23 protein-coding genes and 1 other RNA gene are annotated in these 18,777 nt (G+C 29.0%); 12 read left to right on the top strand and 12 right to left on the bottom strand.

The window, feature by feature from the left end; genetic code table 11:
- Positions 1-61: 61 nt before the first annotated feature.
- The 3 genes from L8V85_RS01510 to L8V85_RS01500 form a co-directional block, all read right to left on the bottom strand.
- Positions 62-205 (bottom strand): hypothetical protein, encoded by a 144-nt coding sequence (locus tag L8V85_RS01510; protein ID WP_165955278.1) that lies wholly within the window; start codon positions 203-205, stop codon positions 62-64.
- 9 nt (positions 206-214) lie between these two features.
- Positions 215-433 (bottom strand): hypothetical protein, encoded by a 219-nt coding sequence (locus L8V85_RS01505; RefSeq protein ID WP_133319749.1) that lies wholly within the window; start codon positions 431-433, stop codon positions 215-217.
- Positions 434-547: 114 nt separating this feature from the next.
- The gene (locus L8V85_RS01500; RefSeq protein WP_133319750.1) at positions 548-919 is read right to left on the bottom strand and encodes a hypothetical protein; all 372 of its coding nucleotides are present in this window, start codon (positions 917-919) and stop codon (positions 548-550) included.
- A gap of 345 nt (positions 920-1,264) precedes the next feature.
- On the opposite strand from L8V85_RS01500, the gene L8V85_RS01495 reads away from it, so the two are divergent.
- Positions 1,265-1,573, top strand: a complete 309-nt coding sequence (locus L8V85_RS01495) for a TetR/AcrR family transcriptional regulator (RefSeq protein ID WP_263666378.1) — start codon at positions 1,265-1,267, stop codon at positions 1,571-1,573.
- Between the two features lie 139 nt (positions 1,574-1,712).
- On the opposite strand, the gene L8V85_RS01490 is transcribed toward L8V85_RS01495, so the two are convergent.
- Together L8V85_RS01490 and L8V85_RS01485 are read right to left on the bottom strand one after the other, a co-directional pair.
- A complete protein-coding gene (locus L8V85_RS01490) occupies positions 1,713-1,994 on the bottom strand; it encodes a type II toxin-antitoxin system RelE/ParE family toxin (protein WP_133319751.1) in 282 nt (93 codons plus the stop codon).
- Positions 1,975-2,211, bottom strand: coding sequence for a hypothetical protein (locus L8V85_RS01485; RefSeq protein ID WP_133319752.1), 237 nt, complete (start codon positions 2,209-2,211; stop codon positions 1,975-1,977). Before L8V85_RS01485 ends, L8V85_RS01490 begins: the two co-directional genes overlap by 20 nt.
- Before the next feature lie 204 nt (positions 2,212-2,415).
- Between L8V85_RS01485 and L8V85_RS01480 the strand changes: the two genes are divergently transcribed.
- Both L8V85_RS01480 and L8V85_RS01475 read left to right on the top strand, forming a co-directional pair.
- On the top strand, positions 2,416-3,885 hold the full coding sequence (locus L8V85_RS01480) for a DNA methylase (protein WP_263737329.1): 1,470 nt from the start codon (positions 2,416-2,418) through the stop codon (positions 3,883-3,885).
- The gene (locus tag L8V85_RS01475) at positions 3,878-4,072 is read left to right on the top strand and encodes a hypothetical protein (RefSeq protein WP_039668753.1); all 195 of its coding nucleotides are present in this window, start codon (positions 3,878-3,880) and stop codon (positions 4,070-4,072) included. Before L8V85_RS01480 ends, L8V85_RS01475 begins: the two co-directional genes overlap by 8 nt.
- Positions 4,073-4,090: 18 nt before the next feature.
- Here the strand turns inward: L8V85_RS01475 and ciaB are convergent, their stop codons facing one another.
- On the bottom strand, positions 4,091-5,926 hold the full coding sequence (gene ciaB / locus L8V85_RS01470) for an invasion protein CiaB (protein WP_263737328.1): 1,836 nt from the start codon (positions 5,924-5,926) through the stop codon (positions 4,091-4,093).
- 64 nt (positions 5,927-5,990) lie between these two features.
- On the opposite strand from ciaB, the gene L8V85_RS01465 reads away from it, so the two are divergent.
- The 3 genes from L8V85_RS01465 to L8V85_RS01455 all read left to right on the top strand — a co-directional run bounded on the left by L8V85_RS01465 (position 5,991) and on the right by L8V85_RS01455 (position 7,729).
- Positions 5,991-6,395: an acyl-CoA thioesterase gene (locus L8V85_RS01465; RefSeq protein WP_133319755.1), complete on the top strand. Its 405-nt coding sequence runs from the start codon at positions 5,991-5,993 to the stop codon at positions 6,393-6,395.
- A gap of 64 nt (positions 6,396-6,459) precedes the next feature.
- Entirely contained in the window at positions 6,460-7,389 is a 930-nt protein-coding gene (locus tag L8V85_RS01460) for a ribose-phosphate pyrophosphokinase (protein ID WP_139470980.1), read from the top strand.
- Positions 7,390-7,507: 118 nt separating this feature from the next.
- The gene (locus tag L8V85_RS01455; RefSeq protein ID WP_133319756.1) at positions 7,508-7,729 is read left to right on the top strand and encodes a hypothetical protein; all 222 of its coding nucleotides are present in this window, start codon (positions 7,508-7,510) and stop codon (positions 7,727-7,729) included.
- A gap of 4 nt (positions 7,730-7,733) precedes the next feature.
- Here the strand turns inward: L8V85_RS01455 and ssrA are convergent.
- Positions 7,734-8,092, bottom strand: a transfer-messenger RNA (tmRNA) gene (ssrA, locus tag L8V85_RS01450).
- 1 nt (position 8,093) lies between these two features.
- Positions 8,094-8,504 carry a hypothetical protein gene (locus L8V85_RS01445; RefSeq protein ID WP_039619086.1) on the bottom strand — a complete coding sequence of 137 codons (411 nt, stop codon included), beginning with the start codon at positions 8,502-8,504 and terminating at the stop codon, positions 8,094-8,096.
- Positions 8,505-8,591: 87 nt separating this feature from the next.
- Between L8V85_RS01445 and ruvB the strand changes: the two genes are divergently transcribed.
- On the top strand, positions 8,592-9,602 hold the full coding sequence (gene ruvB / locus L8V85_RS01440) for a Holliday junction branch migration DNA helicase RuvB (RefSeq protein WP_220566281.1): 1,011 nt from the start codon (positions 8,592-8,594) through the stop codon (positions 9,600-9,602).
- On the top strand, positions 9,592-10,635 hold the full coding sequence (locus tag L8V85_RS01435) for an AI-2E family transporter (protein ID WP_133319757.1): 1,044 nt from the start codon (positions 9,592-9,594) through the stop codon (positions 10,633-10,635). Before ruvB ends, L8V85_RS01435 begins: the two co-directional genes overlap by 11 nt.
- 6 nt (positions 10,636-10,641) lie before the next feature.
- Here L8V85_RS01435 and L8V85_RS01430 read toward each other — a convergent pair whose 3' ends face one another.
- Positions 10,642-11,943 carry an MFS transporter gene (locus tag L8V85_RS01430; protein WP_263680109.1) on the bottom strand — a complete coding sequence of 434 codons (1,302 nt, stop codon included), beginning with the start codon at positions 11,941-11,943 and terminating at the stop codon, positions 10,642-10,644.
- A 76-nt stretch (positions 11,944-12,019) separates the two neighbouring features.
- Here L8V85_RS01430 and rdgB point away from each other — a divergent pair, with 76 nt between their 5' ends.
- The gene (gene rdgB / locus L8V85_RS01425; RefSeq protein WP_257928796.1) at positions 12,020-12,637 is read left to right on the top strand and encodes an RdgB/HAM1 family non-canonical purine NTP pyrophosphatase; all 618 of its coding nucleotides are present in this window, start codon (positions 12,020-12,022) and stop codon (positions 12,635-12,637) included.
- A 61-nt stretch (positions 12,638-12,698) separates the two neighbouring features.
- Here the strand turns inward: rdgB and L8V85_RS01420 are convergent, their stop codons facing one another.
- The 3 genes from L8V85_RS01420 to L8V85_RS01410 are packed head-to-tail and all read right to left on the bottom strand — an operon-like array spanning position 12,699 to position 16,393.
- Complete coding sequence (locus L8V85_RS01420) at positions 12,699-15,128, bottom strand: efflux RND transporter permease subunit (protein WP_263737327.1); 2,430 nt, start codon at positions 15,126-15,128, stop codon at positions 12,699-12,701.
- Positions 15,128-15,697, bottom strand: a complete 570-nt coding sequence (locus L8V85_RS01415) for an ABC transporter substrate-binding protein (protein WP_258108135.1) — start codon at positions 15,695-15,697, stop codon at positions 15,128-15,130. Before L8V85_RS01415 ends, L8V85_RS01420 begins: the two co-directional genes overlap by 1 nt.
- A 9-nt stretch (positions 15,698-15,706) precedes the next feature.
- Positions 15,707-16,393 (bottom strand): VacJ family lipoprotein, encoded by a 687-nt coding sequence (locus L8V85_RS01410; RefSeq protein WP_263664929.1) that lies wholly within the window; start codon positions 16,391-16,393, stop codon positions 15,707-15,709.
- A 212-nt stretch (positions 16,394-16,605) separates the two neighbouring features.
- On the opposite strand from L8V85_RS01410, the gene modA reads away from it, so the two are divergent.
- Genes modA through L8V85_RS01395 form a run of 3 tightly spaced genes read left to right on the top strand, consistent with a single transcriptional unit; the run spans position 16,606 to position 18,586 of the window.
- A complete protein-coding gene (gene modA, locus L8V85_RS01405) occupies positions 16,606-17,352 on the top strand; it encodes a molybdate ABC transporter substrate-binding protein (protein ID WP_263737326.1) in 747 nt (248 codons plus the stop codon).
- The gene (locus tag L8V85_RS01400) at positions 17,349-17,738 is read left to right on the top strand and encodes a hypothetical protein (protein ID WP_214118335.1); all 390 of its coding nucleotides are present in this window, start codon (positions 17,349-17,351) and stop codon (positions 17,736-17,738) included. Before modA ends, L8V85_RS01400 begins: the two co-directional genes overlap by 4 nt.
- Positions 17,732-18,586 carry a sulfate/molybdate ABC transporter ATP-binding protein gene (locus tag L8V85_RS01395; protein ID WP_263737325.1) on the top strand — a complete coding sequence of 285 codons (855 nt, stop codon included), beginning with the start codon at positions 17,732-17,734 and terminating at the stop codon, positions 18,584-18,586. The genes L8V85_RS01400 and L8V85_RS01395 overlap by 7 nt, the downstream gene beginning before the upstream one ends.
- The last annotated feature ends 191 nt before the right edge of the window (positions 18,587-18,777 follow it).

Raw genomic sequence — 18,777 nt, 5'->3', positions numbered from 1 at the left:
GCCTTTAAGTTGAATTGTCGGCGCTAGGCACTATTTTTTTTAAAAAAATAGTGCAAAAAAACTAATCAACAACATCATTTAAGATTTTAATTGAAATTAATACAGATTTAGCAATAAAAAAAGTTGCTATAAGTAAAGCGATAAGCGAATTAGCAAAAAGAATTAATTTACCTACATCAAATACATTGCTAAAACCAAAACCCATAAAAAAACCTTAAATTGACTTAAGCATTTTTATACCGGCTTTAACAGCAACTATAGTCCCAATAGCAGCGATGACAATAGCAACACCACCAAAAAAGGGAGCCATATCAAGAGAACCACTCATAACACCAGCTTCGCTAACAGTAACAGCAGCCGAAGCAAAAGATGCAAAAGATGCAACACCAAAAGCAGAAGCTAACATTTTATGTTTAGAAATTTTCTTTAACATAACAATTCCTTATATTTTTATTAGAGAATTTAAATTCTCTTATATTTTCAACACCAAAAAATATAAGAAAATTCAAAAAGAAGTATTTAAAATATTTTAAATACTTCAAAAAAATTATTTTTTATCGGATTTTTTAAACTCGACACCTAAAAAATGTTCTATTGGATTATTCACTCTAACAACTCCATTATTATCAGGAATACCACCGTCAATAACAATAATTTCTTTATTTTTAAACTTATTGCGGATAAATGAGAGAACTTGACCAGCGGTTAAATTATCAGGGCAAATAATACGAAAGATAAGTTCTTTTTTAATAGTATCCAAAACGCCGGTTTTTTCATTTAAAACATCATAAACATTAGATGATTCTATTCTAACACTAGCAGAATAAGTCCTACCATCAAAAGAACCTTCAGCAACAGATCTAACAAGACCATTTGAAAGACTATAATTAATTAAATAATCTTGACTTACAATTTCCATTTTTACACCTTTCAAAAAAAATTAACACCTTTAAAAAAACTCCCTTTCAAGGTGTTAAGAAAAAAGGGAGCAGAGCAAAAGCTCAAAAATTAAATTCTAATAATTTGACTTTTCAGCTTTTGAAAAATTTAAAAAAATTTAGTAAAATTAAAAATAATTAAAAAAATGAATTTATAATATTTCAATTATTATAATTATTTAAAATTAGAATAAACTTAAATATTATAAAAAATTTCAATTAATTAAAAAATTATAATAGTTTATAAAAAAGAAATAGCAAAAAAATAATATTTAATTTATTTGTAATATACATCAAATAAATTAAATTAAAGAAAGAAATAAAAAATGGATAAAAAAGAAATAGCAAAAAGAATAAATGTAACAATTACAACACTGTATAATTGGCAAAAAACAAAACCAGAATTAATAAAACTTATAGAATATGGATTAAAATATGAAAATGGTGGAGAAATAGGACAAAGCGAGATAATAAAATATTTTAATGAAATTAAAGAAAAGAAAAAAGAAAAAGAAAAGAAAAATAATCTAATGGAAAGCAAGTTATTAGAACTTTTTGAGAAATTAAACGAAAAGGAAAAAAAATTCTATATTGCTGATATAGAAGCTAGAATATTAAAAAAAGAAATAGAATGAGTAAAAGAATCTTGATTTAAAAAAGAAATAAAAGAAAGAAATCAAGATTCTAAAAAATAGCATTTGTAATTAATTACGATTATAAATTATAGTATATTTATTTATTATTTTTATAAAAAATAAAATAAAAAATAAAAATTTAAAAGAAAATGTTACTTTTATAAATACCAAGTATTATAATTTGATCTTTGTTTGTATCAATTAAATAAGGGATAACATAACCTTTAAAAATTAAATCTCTTATATTTTCATCATCAAAAGATAAAGATTTTCTATTTTTATAAGGCATAAAAGAAAGATTATGAATACTTTGTTCTAATTTATCTAAAAATAAATTAGCTTGTTTTACACTATCCAATGAAATAAAATCAGATATTACCCCTAATTCATTTAAAAAACGATCAGTTTGTATGATCTGCATTTATTTTAGACCTAACTTTTGAAAAAACTTCATCAGAAGTATATGTTTTTAATTTTCCTTGTTTATAAAGTTCTATATCTTTTTTATAATCTTCTATTCTTATCTTATGCTCTAAATAGGTTAAAGCGAGTTCTAAAACTTCTTTTTGACTTAAATTGTTATCTTTACAATAATTAGTTAAAAAATGTTCTGATTCTCTTGAAAGCTCTAAATACATATAACAATCCTTTCTTTTTTTGAAAATTATAACAAAAAAACATAATAAAATATTTTTATGAAAAAATCAATATTTATTAGGGTTCAAATCCCTCTCTGTCCGCCACCTTATAAATTTCATTTTATTTCATCTATTTTAGTAATTTTTATTGTTATAATTAATACCATCAAAACTTAATAAATCTAAAGGCAAGCTTCACATACTATGCAAATTTACGCTTCTATTGACTTGAAATCTTTTTATGCATCAGCTGAGTGCGTTTTAAGAAATTTAGATCCTTTAACAACTAATCTTATTGTAGCAGATGAAACAAGAACGGACAAAACCATCATACTAGCAGTTTCACCCGCGTTAAAAACTTACAATATACCCGGTAGATTAAGACTTTTTGAGTTTAAACAAAAAATCCATTTAATCAACCAAGAAAGACTAAAACAAGCTCAAAAACACCACTTTAAAGCTAAAAGTTTTAATATATTGGAACTTGAAAATGATTTAAATTTAGAATTAGACTACATTATTGCTAAGCCTAGAATGGCTACTTATATAGAATTTAGCACAAAAATATACAGCATTTATTTGAAGTATTTTGATGCTAAAGATATTCATATATACTCTATTGATGAGGTTTTTATTGATCTTAGTTCTTATCTTGAAAAATACAAACTTTCAGCTTATGAGCTACTTACTAAGGTTTTACTTGATATTTCACACACAAGTAAAATCACCGCAACAGCAGGTATAGGCACAAATTTATACTTAGCTAAAATTGCTATGGATATACTCGCTAAAAGACAAAAAGTAGATGAAAATGGCTTGCTTATAGCCTTTTTAGATGAAAAATTATATAGATATAAATTGTGGCAGCATAAACCTTTAAAAGATTTTTGGCGTATAGGTAAAGGTATTGCCTTAAAACTTGCAGATTTAAACATTTATACTATGGGAGATCTTGCAAGATTTTCTTTAAAACATGAAGACTTGCTTTATAAACACTTTGGTGTTAATGCTGAACTTTTGATCGATCATGCATGGGGTATTGAAACTTGCACAATGAAAGATATTAAAAATTACAAATCACAAAATCACTCTAAAATCATGGCTAAAGTTTTACCTTTTGCATATGATAATAATCAAACAATAAAGGTTTTAAAAGAACTTGTAGATCATTTGGTACTTGAACTTATACAAAATAACCTTAAAACAAACCATATCACACTAGATATACAATATGATAAAAGCAATTTAGAAAATTCAAGTTTTTTGAGTTCTTATAAAGGAGCTATTACTAAAGATAATTACGGAAGAGCTATGCCTAAAAATGCTCACGGAAGTATGAATTTAGAAAATTTTACCCATTCTTTAAAAATCATCAACAAAAAAACCTTAGAACTTTTTTATAAAATCAGTGATAAAAACTTAAGTATTAGAAAAATCAGCCTAAGTTTAAATAATATCACAGATAAAGCTCAAGAAAATTTCCAAGAATTAAATTTATTTAGTGATTTTAACGCAATTTCACAAGAAAAAAATCAACTTGAAAAAGAAGAAAAGCTCCAAAAAGCAAGACTTCAAATCATGCAAAAATTTGGTAAAAAAGCTATTTTAAAAGCTTCAAGCTTGGATGATGAGACTAAAGAAATTACTTCTTTAATAGGAGGTCATAATGCATGATGATTATAAAGATATAATAGATATAAAATATCAAAAATCAAAACAATTTCCACCAATGTCAAGAGAAAAAAGAGCGGCACAATTTGCTCCATTTTCAGTACTAAATGGCTTTAGTAAAGCTATTTTAAAAACGCAAAAAGATATGGAAAAAGCATTAGAAAATAGTAAATATCAAGAAGAAAGCTAAGTTCTTCTTGATAAAATTTTATTTTACATTAGAGTATTTTTCAAACTCTCCACTTTCATCGATTTCATTGCCATAAAGTTTGTGTAATTCATAGTAGTATTTTACAAATTCTTTACACTCTTCATCAAGTGGTAAAAATACCTCATCTTCTAAAACACAAAATTCATCTAAATAATTTTTAGCATCTTCTTTTAACATATAATGTCTTGCTAGCTTATAATAATTTTGCATAAACACAGCCTTAAAACTCTCGTAAGCTTCCTCATCAAATTTAATGTTTAATTTCTCATTTGCAAAAGATAACACCCCTGATTTAAACAACAATGACAAATGAATCAAACCTTCTGTATAATAAGGCTTAACCTCCTCTACTCTTTGCCAAGCAATCAATCCTATAGCCCTTTTAATAAGCTCATAAAATACAGGAAGCTTTAAATCATCTTCTTCATGTAAAAAGAAATTTACAAGCCCGCCCGCAGTAGCTTTAAACTCTTCTATATTTTTAAACACACCACTTTCATTCATTTTCTTTTCGCTATCATTTGCCACAAAGAAAATATGCCCAAACTCATGACCTATGGTAGAAACTTCATAAATTCTTTTCCATAATTTTTCATTGTAAAATAAAATTTCTCTACCATAATCTAAAAATTCTTTTTCAAATACCATAGAAGAAAGCTTCATAAAAGGCTTGGTTTTAGCATTTTCATAAACATAATTTAAAAAAGCAAAGATCTTTTTACCTGCTATATTGCTTACATACTCATCATTTGGCACTACTTGAGCGGAAAAAAGCCCCTTAAGCTCTGCTCCATAAAAAATCATAGGCATACAAATATAAAGCTGAGTTTTTTCAAGATTAAAATTCACTTCATCAAACAAAGCTTCATCTTCTTCATCTAAATTTGCATACACCATTGCAAAACTTTCTTTGATTTTATCTTTAAACTCACTCCCATTAAAATCACTCACATCTTCTAAGCGTATATCCCACTCAAGTGCTACTGCATGTGTATAAGAGTCCTCATAGTATTCTAAAGGATGGCCAATTTGTAATGGACATTTTACTTCCATCCACGCAAGCTCTGCTTCTTGCCATTTTTTAACTACTTCATTATTATCTTTTTCACAAAATGCAAATTTTAATTTTTCTATATAATCAATATAAGCATTTTTTTCATCATCTAGCACACAATTTCTTAGTTTTTCTAAAAGTTTATCAAACTCATATTCAAGCTTTAAAACTTCATTTTCAAAAGCTTTTGCATAAGGTAAAAATCTCCAAAGTGTTCCTATTTTAACTAAAGCTCCATAGCTTCTTTCACAAATTTCACCATCTTGATTAAGCTGATAAAGCTCATTTTGTTTTAAAAACTCCAAAGCATCGCTTAAATTTGGAAATTGTTCTTTTAAGATTTTATTATTTGTATCTAAAATTTGCTTGCTCCAAACAAGCTCAAAAGAATTCATAACTACGCCTATATTATGCACACCTTGAACTAGAGCCAAATAAAACTCATCAAGTAAATTTTTACTCTTAATCTCATCGATTAAATCTTGATGTTCTACTTCATAAAAGGCTCTTACTAAAGAAAAAACTTTATATTTTATTTGAGAAATTTCTTCTTCATTTAAACCTTTTTTCTCAAGTTCTTGGACTAAATTTTCCTCTTTTAAATCCACCAAACGACGCAACATTGCTAAAACATTGCTTTTTTCATTTTCAAGATTAGCTAGTTCTAAAGCTCTATCTATCAAAGGATGACTTTGATTAGTTTGAAGTATATTATAAAGACTATTGATATTTTGTTTCCTATTTTTCACAATTTTTGCTATTTGCTTAAAATCATTCATTTTTTACCTTTCTTTATTTTTAAAACTTAATTATAATGTTTTTTTCAAAACACAAGGAGAATGTATGAAAGATATGGGAGAACCTAAACTAAGAGTTATAGCTATGCCAAGCAATACAAACCCCGCTGGTAATATCTTTGGTGGTTGGATCATGTCACAAATTGATCTAGCTGGAGCCATTGCAGCAAGGGAGCTTTCTCCGCAAAGAGTAGTAACTGTAGCAGTGGATAAGATCATTTTTAAAGAACCAATTTTCGTAGGTGATTTGGTATCTTGCTATGCAAAAATCATCAAAGCAGGTAATACTTCTATCACCGTAGAAGTAGAAGTAGTTACCCAAAGAGCCAATGATTATGGCCGTGTATATTGCATGCATGTAACTTCAGCTGTGGTAACTTATGTAAGTGTAGATAAAGACGGAAATAAACTTCCTATTGATGCGGATTTAAAAAGATTGCACGGCTTTTGATATGTTTTATTGTATTTTCAAAAAAAATTTTATATCATCACAGAAAACTTTCTAAGGCTTATATATGCGCGGATATAAAATATTTTCTGGTTCAGCAAATGAGGAATTTGCTAAAAAAATCTCAAAATACCTTTCACTGCCTCTAAGCAATGCGGGTGTGAAACGTTTTAGTGATGGTGAAATTAGCATTCAAATAGATGAAAGCGTGCGTGGTAAAGATGTATTTATCATTCAAAGTACTTGTGCTCCAACAAATGATAATCTAATGGAACTTTTAATCATGACAGATGCTCTGCGTCGCTCAAGTGCAAGCTCTATCACAGCTATCATCCCTTATTTTGGTTACGCTAGACAAGATAGAAAAGCAAGTCCTAGGGTGCCTATTACTGCAAAATTAGTAGCAAATCTTATAGAATCAGCCGGTGTGGATAGAGTAGCTACCATAGACTTACATGCTGGACAAATTCAAGGCTTTTTTGATATACCTGTAGATAATCTTTATGGGAGTATTATTTTTAATGATTATATTAAAAATAAAAACTATAAAAATCCTATCATTGCAAGTCCTGATATAGGCGGTATAGCAAGAGCTAGGAGCGTAGCAAAAGCTTTAGGACTTGATATAGTTATAGTAGATAAAAGACGCGAAAAGGCTAATGAAAGCGAAGTGATGAATGTCATCGGTGATGTAAAAGATAAAGAAGTTATTTTGGTAGATGATATCATTGATACAGCAGGAACCATAGTAAAAGCTGCTGAAGTATTTAAAAACAAAGGTGCAAAGTCAGTTATAGCTTGCTGTACCCACCCTGTACTTAGCGGCGTAGCTTATGAAAGAATAGCCAAAGATGCGCTTGATGAGCTAGTAGTAACTGACACTATACCTTTAAAACAACAAATGGATAAAATCAAAGTCCTAAGCGTAGCACCTATTTTTGGCGAGGTAATACGCAGAGTTTATCACAATGAAAGCGTAAATTCTTTATTTGTATAAATTCTTTGCAAGGATAGCCTTGCAAAGAAAATCTAAACTTCAATAATTCTACAATTTTATATTAATTAAAAATATATTTTGATATAATTAATAAATTATTATTAATTAAGGAGTTATTATGATTAAAAATTTAATCATAAAATTTGGTAGAACTTTGCTAGATATAGCAGCTGCATTAAGCTTTATTATAGCGATTATTTATTCTATTGCGCTGATGTTTACTCTAGGATTTATAGTAGGTCTAGTAACACTTATTGGATCTTTAGTTGCGATATTTTTAAGCTTTTTTGTGATTTACCTTGTCATAGATATAAGAGATGCACTAGTTAATAAAAACTAATTACTGGTGGAGACGAGGGGAATTGAACCCCTGTCCAAAAATAAAACAACCACGGCATCTACATGCTTAGCAAAGGTGAAAATTTCATCTAGCCAAACTCACCTTCCAAAATTTCAAGCTAGACTAAGACTTTAACTTCAATCAAAACTTGTCAAATTTCAATCTACACTATCGAAAATGACCAAATCCTAAGCTAGATAGTATCACTTAAAATTCAGGCTCAACTGAACTTACGCAGCTTTAGCGTAAGCAGGAGCAAATTTAACGTTGTTTGCGTTTAATTTTAATTTGAGCTTTATACGCTTTGCTCAAAGCGACATGCCACCAAGGCCACTCTACTCCTGTCGAAGCCAAGTCGTCCCCGTTATTTAGAAATTTTATCAGGAACATTTGCAATTTGAGGGTTAAATACACTTAAAAAAGAAGCATTTTTTTCATAATCACTGCAATATCTATCAAGCTGCTCACCCACTAAAAACATCCAATCCACAAATTCATCGCTAGCAGGCCCATCAAATTTAGCTGCTTCTTGCATAATTTCCTCACAAAATGTGCAAAAATTTGCAATCTCATCTAAATTTAATCTTTTAGCAGCCCAAACTACATTGTGGATATTTTGCTCTAAGTCTTTTAAAGCTTCTTTGTATTTTGAGCTATCACTGCTTAGCTTTACTATCAAAGGCTCTAAAACATCACAAAGACTTCTAAAAAAATACAAAAAACGCTCGATTTCTTCAAGCTCGTAATCTAACTCTAATTGCTCTAAAATTCCCATAAAAACTTCTATAATCTAAGTTTAAATGTTTATTTTAGCAAATTTTAGATAAAATTAAAATTTCTTACAAAATAAAATGGAAAAAATATGGATAGAATCGTAGAGATTGAAAAATTCTCCCCTGATGAAACTTATGAAACAAGCCTTAGACCTTCAAATTTTGACGGCTACATAGGACAAGAAAACATTAAAAAAAATTTAGAAATTTTTATCAAAGCTGCTAAAAAAAGAAATGAATGTCTAGATCATATCCTTTTTAGCGGGCCTGCAGGACTTGGTAAGACAACTTTAGCAAACATTATCTCATATGAAATGAATGCAAATATCAAAACTACCGCTGCACCCATGATAGAAAAAAGCGGGGACTTAGCTGCGATTTTAACTAATCTTAGCGAGGGAGATATTTTATTTATCGATGAAATTCATCGCTTAAGTCCCGCCATAGAAGAAGTACTTTACCCTGCTATGGAGGATTTTCGTCTTGATATTATCATCGGTAGTGGCCCTGCTGCACAAACGATAAAAATCGATTTACCCAAATTTACTTTAATAGGTGCTACTACAAGAGCAGGTATGCTAAGTAATCCTTTACGCGATCGCTTTGGTATGCAATTTCGCTTGGAATTTTATAAAAATGAAGAGCTTGCTATCATTTTAGAAAAAGCAGCTCTAAAGCTTAATAAAACTTGTGAAAAAAAAGCTTCTTTAGAAATAGCCAAACGCAGTCGCTCAACCCCAAGAATAGCATTAAGATTGCTTAAGCGTGTAAGAGACTTTGCTGATGTAAATGATGAAGAAATCATTAGCGAAAAAAGAGCTAAACAAGCACTTGATTCCTTAGGGGTAAATGAGCTTGGTTTTGACGCGATGGATTTGCGGTATTTAGAGCTTTTAACTGAAGCTAAAAGAAAACCTATAGGACTTTCTAGTATAGCTGCAGCATTAAGTGAGGATGAAAATACCATAGAAGATGTGATAGAGCCATATTTACTAGCAAATGGCTATATAGAAAGAACAGCCAAAGGTCGCATTGCAAGCTTAAAAAGCTTTGATGTTTTAAAATTAAAATATAACAAAGGTTTATTTGATGAAAAGTAGTAATTTTTTCTTGATTAGTTTTATTTTGATCATTTTATTTTGGGTACTTTTTTTATTTAAACCTTTTTTGATGAATATAGCCATAGCAAGTTTAATGGCTGTTTCTACTTCTAATGTTAATGTTAAATTTTTAAGTATTTTCAAAGGTAAAAAAGTCGTTGCTGCAGCAGCTACTACTGCTTTTATGCTGGCTTTATTTTTTATCCCTTTTGTATATGCTATTATAGAGCTAGCAAAGGCTGCAAAAGGTTTTGATATAAGCTATTTTCACAATACCATAGAATATTTTAAAAATTATTCCCTACACCTACCCGAATCTTTAAGCTTTATAGAACCCAAAATCAAAGAAGCATTAGCAAGTATTGACTTAAATTCTATCTCTAAAAATGTTTTAACCTATCTTTCAAGCGCAACTAAATTTGGCACTAAATTTCTAACTGACATGGTATTAATTTGCGTATTTTATTTCTTTGCTAATCTTTATGGAGCCCAACTCATTGGCTATATAAAAAGCATAGTGCCTATGAAAAAAGAAGAAACTCAAGGCATTTTAAGTGAAGTGAGTAATGTAATGTCTGTGGTGTTTTATTCTATGGTGCTAAATGCCATTTTACAAGGGGTGCTTTTTGCTATCATTACTAAATTTTATGGTTATGATGCGATTTTAATGGGAATATTATTTTGCTTTAGCTCTTTAATCCCTGTGGTAGGTGGAGCTTTAGTTTATGTGCCTGTCTCTTTATATGAATTTGCAAATAACAATCTAAGCGGTGCTTTAGTGATTTTCATTTATAGCGTGGTAATGATATCTTTTATCGCAGATACTTTAGTAAAACCCTATATCATTAAATGGATCAATGAAAAACTTGTTCAAATTCCAACACAAATTAACGAACTTTTAATTTTCTTTGCGATGATAGCAGGAATTTCAAGTTTTGGCTTTTGGGGTATTATCCTTGGACCTGCTATTTTAACTTTCTTTATTTCTACTTTAAAATTATATGTGATTTTAAAAGAAAAGCATTTTGTATAAAAGCGATTATTTTTCAATAATCGCTAAAATTTCTTCTTCGCTTGTAAGTTTTTTGTTGTATTTAATCACTAAAAATTTAGAGTTTTTATACACATCTAAAACTCCATTTATGCCTTTAATCATATTTAAATCATGTTTTGTTTCTAAAGATAAATAGACATTTTTAAAATCTGCCGGACTTTGTAAAAACAAAAGCAATACAAACCAAATTATAGACAAAGCTATCAAAATAAAAGCAAGAGCAACTAAACTAAAATGGTGTAAAAAATACCCTCCAACGACACCACCTAAAAAGCTTCCAAAATAGCCAAAAGCATTAAACACACCCAAAGCTGCGCCTTTTTCATTTACCTTAGCAAATTTACTTGCACAGCTTTGCATAATAGGCTCATGTAAATTAAATCCTATAAAAAACACTACAACACCCACCATAAACACTAAAGCATTATGCGAAAAAGCAAATATAATATAAGCAATGATAAAAAACGCCACACCTAAAAGCAATATCTCTTTACTTAAGCCTCTTTTTTCTCCCAAAGATCCTGATAAACCCATAGCTAAAAACCCAAGCACCATAGAGCTAACATAAACATGCCATAAATTCTCACTCGGGTAATTAAACTCATGTACTAAAACCAAAGGAATACTTAAAAACGCAATACTCATAAGCATTTTTTGCATACAATTAGTAAGATTCATCAAAGCTAAGTTTTTTTCTTTTAAAAGTTTTTTTAATGGGGTTTTAGTATTTTCATGTACTATTGTATGCTCTTTTGGCACAACGCTAAATAAAAGCACGATACAAATTAAACTCAAAATAGCACTTAAATCAAACAAACTTGAAAGTCCAAATTTAGCACTCATTAAAGGAGAAAGCACTAAAGAAGCTGCAAAAGAAAGTCCTATAAATGAACCCATGATAGCCATGGCCTTACCACGATTTTCTTCATTGATAAAATCACTTATCATAGCAGTAGCTACTGCTCCTATGGCTCCTGCTCCTTGTAAAAGCCTTCCAAACATCATCGTATAAATATCATCAGCATATGAACACACCAAAGAACCTATGATAAACACCACAAGTCCTATTAGCATAGTTTTTTTACGCCCTATTTTATCTGAAATAATACCAAAAGGAACTTGCAATGCCATTTGAGTTAGAGCATACACACCTACTAAAAGCCCTACTAAAAACTCATTAGCTCCTTTTAAATTTAAAGCATATAAACTTAAAACCGGCAAAACTATAAACAATCCAAAAAATCTAGTTCCTACAATAAAAGACAAAGGTAAAACAGTTTTTAACATCTTTTCTCCTTATAAAGGATAATTTTACTATGATTTTGATAAACTTTTTTTAAAGTCAAAACAAAAAGAGTAATTTATGAAGAAAAAATTAAAAATCATTCTAGCAACTTCTAATGCACACAAAGTAGAAGAAATCAAAAAATTTTTAACTACTTATGAAATTTATGCCTTAAATGAAATCATCACTCCTTTTGAAATTATCGAAGATGGCACAAGTTTTAAAGAAAATGCTTTAATAAAATCTAAAGCCATTTTTAATGCTTTAGACAAAAAACAAAATGAATTTATCACCTTAAGTGATGACAGTGGTATAAGCGTAGAGGCTTTAGACAATGCACCAGGGATTTTTTCTGCAAGATACTCTCAAGAAGGCACTGATGAGGCCAATAGAAACAAACTCATCCAAGCCCTACATAAAAAAAACTTACATCAAAGCAAAGCTTTTTACACTGCAGCCATAGCCATAAGCTCAAAATATGGACATTTTAGCACGCATGGATATATGCATGGCCTTGCTATTGATACTCCAAGGGGCAATAATGGCTTTGGATATGATCCTTTATTTATCCCAAAAGGTTTTGATAAAACTTTAGGTGAATTAGATGAGCAAGTAAAATTAAAAATTTCACACCGCTCACAAGCGCTAATGTTTGCTACTTATATCTTAAGGGTATTAGAAAAAATGGAGTATTAATGAAACAATTTATAAAATATATGCTTATTGCTTTTGGTGTTTATGTGATTTGGATTTTACTTTATTTTAATTTTGTTTTAAAATAATGATAAGTTAAAATAAAACTTGGTAATAAAAAAAGCGAACCAAACAAAAGCAAACTCATAGCCAAAACCGTAAGCAAGCCAAAATAAATCGTCGGGATAAAATTACTGCTAATCATTACTAAAAAACCTAGAATAATCGTAACACTAGTATAATAAATCGCACTTCCTATACCTATATGCGAAGCTTTTATGGCCTCTTCTAAGCTTTTATGTTTTAATTCTTCTTTAAAACGATGAATATAATGAATCATATCATCAACCCCTATTCCTATACAAATAGCAGCTATGGTAATACTCATAATATCAAGTGGTATATTTAAAACACCCATTAAGCCAAACACCAAAGCTAAAGGTATGAGATTGGCCAAAATTGCCACAAAAGCATAAACAAAACTTCTAAAAATCACCACAAACAAAGCAAAAATCACAAGCACCACAAAGGCTAAAGTGTCAAATTGTGATGAAAAAAGACTTTGAAGCATATTATTATACAAAGGCATAATACCACTGATTTTAACCTCTACATTATCATTTTGCAAAAGCTCATTTAAGTCTTTTTCAAGCTGTTTTAAAAAAGCATCGCGTCTTAAATTTGGATCACTATCTAGCATACGCACGCTAAATCGCAACTCATTATTTTCTACACTTACAAAAGGGGTTAAAACTTGCTTTTTAAAATTCTCATCTAAATTTTCATATAAAAACGCTAAGGCAAAATCATCTAAAGTCTTACCATCATTAATGCTTTTTCCAAGCTCTAGCAAACTTTGCAAGCTAAGCACAGAACCTACATATTTTTGCTTACTTAAAAACTCATGAACCTTAGCAGCTATTCTTGTTTTTTCACTACTAAAAAAATATCTATCATCTTTGGATAAATCATCAAATTCTTGTTCAAACTCATCTAAGCTTTCATTTTGTTTTGGATTTTGCTTAAATTTGACAATCACATCTAAAGGCATAGTTCCACCTAGCTCTTTATCTATAATCAACAAACCTTGTTTAATCCTAGAACTATCTTTAAAATAACTCACAAAACTATTTTCTACTTTAATTTGCAAAATTCCATACAAAGCAAAAGCCACACAAAATAAACTTATACCATAGATAAATTTTCTATGTTTTAAACTTACATTTGCACAAAAACTTAAAAATTTCAACGAATTTTGATTAAGCTCTTTAAAATTTAAACGCGGCATTAATACTAAAATACTTGCAAAATAAATATAAGCTAAAATCAAACTCACACTGATGCCAAGGCTCATCATAATACCGAGTTTGATAATAGGCTCAATATCTGAAAAAACAAAACTTAAAAACCCAACAACCGTGGTTAAAATAGCAAAAAAACTAGGACTTGCTTTATCAAGTAAGGTTGAGAGCAAAAGCTTATAAACGCTAGCTTTTGGGTGTTTGTGTAAATTTTCTATAAAATGCACGATTAAGTGTATCACAACAGAAACAGTGATAATGAGTACCAAAGCTACATAGTTTGAAGACACCACAGTAATATCAAAACCCAAAAGCGCGAAAATCCCGCTTGAAGTAAAAAGCGAAACCACACAAATTCCCAAAGCCAAAAACACTAAACGCAAAGAGCCAAAAAACCACCAAAGTGCTATAAATAAAAGCCCTATTAAACTAAGTCCATAAATTTTTAAATCACTTTTTACATAATTAATCATATCATTAGCGATCATTTCAACACCACCAAGGTGTAAAAAGTCTCCATTTTGACTATATTTAGATACTATTTTAGTAATTTCTTCTAATCTTTTTGCACTAAATTCTCTTGAGTTTTCTTGGTGTTTTTTAATCAAGGCTCTAAAATGCTCTTTTTCATTTTCATTTTGCGCATTATCCCTTGAATTAATCAAGTCATTATAAACAAAATCAGGTGCTAGATAAATCAAAATTCCCGTTGTTTTTCCATCTTTTGAGATGATATTATTTTTATAAAATGGTTGATTTAAAATTTCTTTTTTAGCTAGATTAATATCCACATCTTGACTAAAAATATTAGGTATATTTTGGATAAGCTCTTTTAACTCTTTACCTTTAGAACTTGCAAGCAAAGGTGCATTAGCGACAGAAAATACCTTTTGCACACCATTGATTTTTTCTAAATCAAGGGTTAAGTTTTTGATAGTTTCTAAATTTTCTTTAGCAAAAATATCTTTATTTTTAGGAGCAAAAGCAAGCATTAAAAAATTATCATTGCCATAACGTGCTGAAACTTCTCTATATAGTTTCAAACCCTCATCATGCTCTAAAAGCAAGCTTTCAGCACTTGCATCAACACTTAAATTTTTAGCAAAAAAACTAAAAAATATACAAAAGATTAAAGTAATCCCCAAAGTTAGCTTTGGGAAATTAAGAAAGATTTTTAAAATTTTACTTAGCATTATTTAGAAAAATCAACACTAGAAAGCTTTTCAAGCAAGGTTTTAAAATCACCATTTTGTAAGACATCTTTAAATTGTGAGCGATAAGTTTGTATAATACTTATACCAAAAATATCCACATCATAAATTTGCCAATCATTATTTTTATCATAAAATTTAAAGATTACAAAATTTTCTTTACCATCTACTATCATAGAAGTTTTTAAAAAGGCTCTTTTATTTTTTTCTTCTAAATTAATCACTTTTAATTTTTGAGAATCATACAAAGCAAGCTTATCTGTGAAACTTTTTTTAAGGTTTTTTTCAAAGGCTTTGTTAAATTCATTTTTTTCATTTTCACTTAATTTTTCATATCTTGTAGAAAGACTAAGTTTAGCCATAAGTTCATAATCAAAAACACCATCAAATAAAGCAAAGATTTTTTCCGCTGCTTTAGCTTTATCGTTTTTATTTTGATCTAAAATTTTTAAGCTCTCATCAATTTTTTCTTGCATGGTTTTAGAAATATCTTGCAAATTTAAAGCAAAAGCAAATACTACACTAAAAAACAAAGCTATGATTTTTTTCATTTTATCTCCTTATTTGATGAGTTCTTGGCGTCTTTGTTCATACGCATCGCGTATAAAAATGTAATAATCTACACTATTTTGGTAAATATCATCTATTTTTTCATACTCAAAACTTAATTCATTGAGTTTTAATGCAGCATTTACACCCACACCAACCCAAAAATTCTCAATATACCCCTCAGGCACCATAAACCAATTTACAGGCAAAGCTAGAGCATCTCTTACATTATAAGGGCCTAAAAACGGGAGTACTAAATGCGCTCCACTACCTACTCCCCATTTGCCCAAAGTCGTTCCAAAATCAGCTTCATAACTTTTTAAAGGAGTTTTACTCGCACTATCTAACAAACCAAATCCAAAAATCACATTCACACAAAATCTTCCAAATTCCTCACCAGCTTTTCTAAATTCTAAACTTAAAAGATGATTAATAAATCTAAAAGGTGATCTTGTGGTATCAAAAGCATTTTTTACACCTGTTCTTATAAAGCTTGGAGTAATACTTTTATAAGAAAGCACAACCGGTCTTAAAAAATAAGTATAAAGATCATAATTAAATTTACTCATAGCTTTATTGTAAGTATAAAAGCTATCTTTGACTTCTTTTTTTTGATATTCTTGTTCAAAATCTTCAAAGTCATTTGCTAAAATCAAAGTGTTAAAAAATAAACACAAAGTTAGTATGTATTTTAACAAGCTTTTTCCTTTTAAAATTTCATAAATTGAAATCTTATATTATACAAAAATTAAAATAAATTTTTACATTAAAAATATTCTTTAAAAAAAATTAGTAATTTTTATTTGCTTATGAAATAAGTCTTAGAAAATATGCAAAAAATATAAATTTATTTTTGCTTTTAAAAATAAGCTATAATTTTTTTAAAATTTACTATATAAAAGGATAAAAAATGAAAAAAATTTTTACCCTACTTTTTTTGTGTATTTTTGGCTATAGTGCTGATGTAAATATCGCTGCAGCTGCAAATGTAGCTTACGCTTTTAAAGCCTTACAAAAAGAATTTCAAAAAGAAAACCCTGATATTAGTATCAATGTAAGCTTAGGTGCTAGTGGAAATTTAGTTTCGCAAATCAAAAATGGAGCGCCATTTGATATATTTATGGCTGCAAATATGAAATTTGCACAAAGTTTGTATGAAGATAATTTTGCTAGTACAAAACCTGTTATTTATGCTCAAGGAGCTTTAGCTTTACTAAGTGTTAGAATGGATTTAAGCAAAGGATTAGACACGCTTAAAGAAGAAAAAGTAAAAATCATCACCATAGCTAATCCCAAAGCTGCTCCCTATGGTCAAGCTAGTATAGAAACTTTACAAAATGCTAAAATTTATGAGCAAACAAAAACTAAAGTCATCGAGGCAAAATCCATAGGAGAAGCACTTACTCAAACATTAAAAGCAGCCGATGTGGGTTTTATAGCAGCAAGTGCTTTATATGAAGATACGCTAAAATCTTATAAACTCCAAGAAGGAAAAAATTATATTTTAATCAATCCAAAGCTTTATGAACCAATCAATCAAGGCATTATCATCACTTCTTATGGTAAAGATAATACCAAAGCTAAGAAATTTTATGATTTTATTTTAAGCAAAAAAGCTAAGGAAATTTTCAAAGCTTATGGCTATAATATCCCATGATTAAAGCTAAAATAAATACTATAAAAAATCATGAAAATATAAACTGGGTAGAATTTCTTACAAACAAACATAAATTATATATGCTTGCTTTAGAACTTGATGAAAAAGCAAGCATTAATAAAGAAGTTTTACTTGCTTTTAAAAGTAGCGAGTGCTTGCTTAGTAAAAAAAATTTAGAAAACTCATTTTTAAATACCTTTTATGCAAAAATCATTGATATTTTCCAAGGACAAATCATCACTATCATAAGATTAGAAAATGAAATTTGCACTTTCGAAGCTCAAATTAGCACTCATGAGTTTTTAGAACAAAATTACCAAAAAAATGATTTTGTATTTGCTTATGTACATCCTAGTGCTTTATTTATCAAAGAGTATCTATGCTAAAACTTGACTTTGAAAAAATCTTTAAAAATAAAGAAAAAGAATTTAAACTTAAGGTTAAATTTGAAGTTAAAGAAGGAGAATTTTGTGCTATTTTTGGAAAAAGTGGTAGTGGTAAAACTACGCTTTTGAGAATTTTAGCAGGTTTTGAAAAAGCACAAGGAATTTGCACTTTTAATAATACTGTATTTTTTGATGATAAAAACTTTCTAAGTCCACAAAAAAGAAAACTTGGCTTTGTTTTTCAAGATTATGCTTTATTTGAAAATATGAATGTAGAGCAAAACTTACTTTTTGCCAAAAAAGATCTAAAATTTGCTAATGAACTTTTAGAACTTTTAGATTTAAGCAAACACAAAAAAAGTCATATTTTAGAACTAAGCGGTGGACAAAAACAACGCGTAGCTTTAGCAAGAGCTATTATGCAAAAACCCAAACTTTTACTTTTAGATGAGCCATTTAGCGCCTTAGATAATGAGATAAAACTACACTTGCATGATTATCTTTTAAATATACATAAAACTTATAAAATCACTACTATTTTAATCAGCCATGATGTAAGTGAAGTTTATAAACTAGCTAATAAAGTCATTGTTTTAGAAAATGGAGCCATTATCAAAGAAGGCTCACCTAATGAAGTTTTTTTAAAGACACAAGGCTCTCAAAAATTTGCTATAAAAGCACGCGTTTTAAAACTACAAAAGCAAGATAGCATATTTATAGCCATACTTGCCATAGGTAATCAAATCAGCCAAGTAGTACTAAGCCCTTTAGAAGCTAAAGATTTTAAAGAAAATGATGAGGTACTTTTAAGTCAAAAAGCTTTTGCACTAAATTTAACTAAGATATAAAAAAACAATGCCAAAATAAGATAAATTATTACAAGGTTATAAATGACTTATGGATTTTTTATCTTAAAATTTTATACTAGCTTATGGACAAAATGGAAGATAAAAACTGCATATGGTTATTTTTTCTACGCTATAGCCCCACCTTTTATCCTTTTTTAATTTCATTTTTAAATTAATTTAAAAGGATATAA

Origin of the sequence: Campylobacter sp. IFREMER_LSEM_CL2090 (genome assembly GCF_025771865.1) — a bacterium.
GTDB lineage: Bacteria > Campylobacterota > Campylobacteria > Campylobacterales > Campylobacteraceae > Campylobacter_D > Campylobacter_D lari_D.
The sequence above is the reverse complement of the archived record's forward strand: the minus strand, read 5'-3'. Positions and strand labels throughout refer to the sequence as shown.